Source organism: Streptomyces sp. ERV7 (assembly GCF_001653515.1).
GTDB lineage: Bacteria > Actinomycetota > Actinomycetes > Streptomycetales > Streptomycetaceae > Streptomyces.
In genome coordinates this window covers 1-3,627 of record NZ_LYOY01000059.1, presented here as the reverse complement: position 1 = coordinate 3,627, position 3,627 = coordinate 1, and the positions used below count along the sequence as shown (strand labels likewise).

3 protein-coding genes are annotated in these 3,627 nt (G+C 74.9%); 1 reads left to right on the top strand and 2 read right to left on the bottom strand.

The features are described 5' to 3' along the window. Positions 1-1,353 (bottom strand): PLP-dependent aminotransferase family protein (locus A8W25_RS29680; RefSeq protein WP_067167442.1); only part of this gene is annotated, 1,353 nt, incomplete at its 3' end. A gap of 47 nt (positions 1,354-1,400) precedes the next feature. On the opposite strand from A8W25_RS29680, the gene A8W25_RS29675 reads away from it, so the two are divergent. Further along, entirely contained in the window at positions 1,401-2,597 is a 1,197-nt protein-coding gene (locus A8W25_RS29675; RefSeq protein ID WP_067167440.1) for an MFS transporter, read from the top strand. Here A8W25_RS29675 and A8W25_RS29670 read toward each other — a convergent pair. Then, positions 2,581-3,474 (bottom strand): LysR family transcriptional regulator, encoded by an 894-nt coding sequence (locus tag A8W25_RS29670; protein ID WP_067167444.1) that lies wholly within the window; start codon positions 3,472-3,474, stop codon positions 2,581-2,583. The two genes, A8W25_RS29675 and A8W25_RS29670, sit on opposite strands and share 17 nt — an antisense overlap. Positions 3,475-3,627 lie beyond the last annotated feature (153 nt).

Here is a 3,627-nt window from a genome sequence, read left to right as displayed (position 1 = left end):
CTCGTCCACATCGCCGAACCCGAGCACCAGCCGGGGCGGAGCCGTCGCGCCCGTCGAGCGGAGCGGGGCCATGCCGTACAGGCCGACGGAACGCGCCCGCGCGGCGGCGGTCACGGCCTCCTCGCCGACCGCGTCGTCGAGGTGCGCCACCGCGTGGAAACCCGCGGCCAGGCCGCTCACCTCGACCCCGGGCGCGTGTGCGGCGAGCGCTTCGAGCAGGGCGGTGCGGCGTGCCGCGTACACGGTGCGCATCCGGCGCAGATGGCGGTCGAAGCGGCCGGACTCGATCAGCCGTGCCAGGGCGAGCTGGTCCAGGGCGGGGGAGCCGCGGTCGCTCAGCCGCTTGTGCTCGACGACGTCCTCGGCGAGCGCGGGCGGGCACAGCAGCCAGCCGATGCGCAGCGCGGGTGCCAGGGACTTGCTGACGGTGCCGACGCAGACCACCCGGTCCGCGGCGAGCCCCTGCACCGCCCCCACCGGCTCGCGGTCGTAACGGAACTCCGCGTCGTAGTCGTCCTCGACTATGTACGCGTCCCGGCGCACCGCCCAGTCGATGAGCTCGCGCCGCCGCCCCGGGGAGAGCACACACCCGGTCGGCCACTGGTGAGCCGGTGTCAGCACGACGGCGCGGGCGTCCGTCGCGGCCAGCGCCCGCACATCCACGCCGTCGGCGTCGACCGGCACCGGGACCGCCGAGAGCCCGGCCGAGGCGGCCGCCGCGGACACCGTGGCGGGTGAACCGGGGTCCTCGTACGCCACCGTGCGCACACCGGCCCCGGCGAAGGCCCGCAGCGCCAGGCCCAGGCCCTGCGCGTAGCCCGAGCAGACGACCATGAGCTCCGGGTCGGCCGCGGCCGCCCGCACCCGGCGGGTGTATCCGGCGAGCACCTCGCGCAGGACGGAACTGCCGCGCGGGTCCCCGTAGTCGAGCGCCGCCGTCGGCATGGCGCGCCCGGCCTCCCGCAGCGCCCACAGCCAGTCGTCGAGGGGGAAGGAGCCCAGGTCGGGCACGCCCCAGCGGAAGTCGGCCAGCAGCGCGGGGCCGGTCCCGGGCGGCGGCGTGGGCGTCGGCGGTATGTGCGCGCCGGCCGCGACCCGGGTCGCGGCGCCGACCCGGGTGACGAGGTACCCCTCGGCTTGGAGCTGTGCGTAGCACTCCTGCACCAGGCCCCGCGACACCCGCAGGCCCAGGGCGAGTTCGCGCGAGGACGGGAGCCGCTCGCCGACCTGGAGCCGTCCCGAGCGGATCGCCTCGCGCACCTGCCGCTCCACCTGCGCCCGCAGCTGCTCGCCGCTCTCGCGGTCGAGGGTGAGCAACAGGCCGGGCGTGCGACCGGACCACTGGACAGCCATGGAATTGGAGCTTACCGGTGGTCCGGTCGGCCCCTAGCGTCGGCCCCATGACGACCTCGCTGCCCTCCCGCACACCGGCTTCCGCCGCCGCCCGACCGCCGCTCCTGACGCGGGCGTTGATGCTCCGCTTCGTCAGCATGGTCGGCGCCTCGGCGAGCTTCTTCCTGCTGCTGTCCGCCGTACCGCTGTACGCGCGCGAGTCCGGCGCGGGCGGAGACACGGCGGGTCTGGCCACCGGCGCACTGATGCTGGCCACGGTCCTCGGCGAACTCGGCGCGCCCCGGCTCGTCGCCCGCTACGGCTACCGCGCGGCGCTGGCGGCGGGGCTGTTCCTGCTCGGGGCGCCCGCCCTGCTGCTGACCGCCTCCGGGACCATGGCGTGGATCGTGGGGGTGTGCTTCGTGCGCGGCCTCGGCTTCGCGCTCACCCTGGTGGCGGGCGGCGCGCTGACCGCGTCGCTGATCCCGGCCGAGCGCCGGGGCGAGGGGCTCGCCCTGGTCGGCGTGGTGGCCGGGATACCGAATCTGGTGGCCCTGCCGCTGGGCGTCTGGCTCGGCGCGCATGTCGGATACGGCGCGGTCTCGATCGCCTCCGCCGCTCTCGCACTGGTCTCGATCGCCTCCGTACCGGGGCTGCCCGGCCGGGAGCCGACGCACGGCGAGTCGGTCGGTGTGCTCGCGGCGCTGCGCACCGGCGCCCTGGTGCGGCCCGGCGTGGTCTTCGCCGCCACCGCCGTGGCGGCGGGCATCGTCGTCACCTTCGTCCCGCTCGCCGTTCCGTCGTCCATGGGCGCGGTGGCGACGGCGGCCCTGTTCGTGCAGCCCGCCGTCTCGACGGCGGGCCGCTGGTGCGCGGGCCGCCTCGGCGACCGGTACGGCGCCGCCCGGCTGGTCCTGCCCGGTCTCCTCCTGTCGGCCGCCGGGGTGCTCCTGACCGCGCTGATCCGCACGCCCGTCGCGGTGGTGGGCGGGGTGGCCCTGTTCGGCGCGGGCTTCGGCATCGCCCAGAACGCGACCCTGACCCTGATGTACGCCCGGGTCTCCACGGCGAGCTACGGCACGGTCAGCGCGCTGTGGAACCTGGCGTACGACGGTGGGATGGGCGTCGGCGCGGTCGGGTTCGGGGTGCTCGCCGACCGCACCGGCTATGCGTACGCGTTCGTGCTCACCGCCGCGCTGATGCTGGTGGCGGCCGTCCCGGCGGTGCGCGACCGCGGGAACGGCCCGGTCACGCCGTGCCCGTGAGGCTGTCCACGACCGTGCCCGCGAACTCCTGGGCGAGCGGGCCGAGCGCGTCCCACTGGCGCACCGCCCAGCCCGCCGCCAGCGGCGGCAGCATCGGCAGCGGCACGAAGCGCAGGGCGCCCTGGCCGGATGTGGTCCACCCGGGCAGCGCGGGCACCACGGCGTGGCCGAGCCCGAGCTCGGCCAGCAGGATGGCGGTGTCCCAGTCCGTCACGCTGGTGGTCGACGCCAATGCGATGTCCAGGCCGGCCAGTTGACTGTCCAGGTGGTGCCGCGACCGGGAGTTCGCGGGCAGCTGGATGTGGCGGATGTCGGCCAGGTCGCCGGGCTCGATGCTGCTTCTGCGGGCGAGCGGGTCGTCCGCGTGGACGGCGAGGACCCAGGGCAGCTCGATGACCGGGCGCTGCTCGACGCCTCGCGCGGGGGTGCCGATGGTGATCCAGGCGAGGTCGGACTCGCCCGCGGCGAGGGCGTTGAAGCAGCCCCGGCTGGAGTTCTCGGTACGGAACTCCAGCTTGACGTGGGGGTGCGCACGCCGGAAGCGCACCACCCCGTCGGACATGAAGTGGCGCACGGTCGTGGCTCCGGTGGTGATCCGGACGGTGCCGCCGTCGCCCTCCCTGAGTTCACGGAGCTGACGCAGTGCCAGCTCTATGTGGCCGATGCCCTGGGCGGCGGCCTGTTGCAGGATGCGCCCGGCCTGTGTGGGGGCCACTCCCCGGGGGCGCCGCTCCAACAGGGGCAGGCCGAGCTCGGCCTCCAGACGCTTGACGTGCTGGCTGACCGCGGACTGCGTACGGGACAGATCGCGCGCCACGGCGCTCAGATTGCCGCTCTCACAGGCGGCGACGAAGACACGGAGATCGTCGAGAGTCATGAACTCCAAGGTATTGCTTGGATCTTCGAAAGAAAACCAGAGGATTGACTGGGGTGCCCGTCGCCCACAAGGATTTGTCCGGGGCGGCAACCCGTCCGTGGGCGCCGTCGGGGATCCGGACCCCGACGACGCGGTCCACGGCGGGTGCCGACC